This is a genomic window from Halomonas sp. SIMBA_159, from assembly GCF_046536035.1.
In the GTDB taxonomy this organism is placed as follows: Bacteria; Pseudomonadota; Gammaproteobacteria; order Pseudomonadales; family Halomonadaceae; genus Vreelandella; species Vreelandella venusta_A.
The window spans coordinates 1-247 of sequence record NZ_JAWJBT010001239.1; the positions used below are offsets into that span (position 1 = coordinate 1).

General features: G+C 60.3%; 1 pseudogene. It reads right to left on the minus strand.

The features are described from left to right. Positions 1-88: 88 nt before the first annotated feature. Positions 89-247 (minus strand): annotated as a pseudogene (locus R0J87_RS23220) (transposase); the annotation flags it as partial.

Below are 247 nucleotides of genomic sequence, written 5' to 3' on the forward strand. Positions count from 1 at the left end.
CGTACACTCGTGGCCTGACTCATAACCCTCATCGCGCGGTCTCAACTCATCACCGGGCATAACGACTTCTGACGAGCCCTATTAGCCCTCAGATGACGTAACAACGCGCCTGCGCGATTTTCTTGAGGTCCTGGCAGGCTGCGGCCAGCAGACACTGCTCTTAACGCGCGCCAAGCCTCGCATTCGTGCATAGCGGTGCCCGTGCAACTGCTTGGCGTCGGCGAAGCTGCGCTCCACCGTCTCCTTG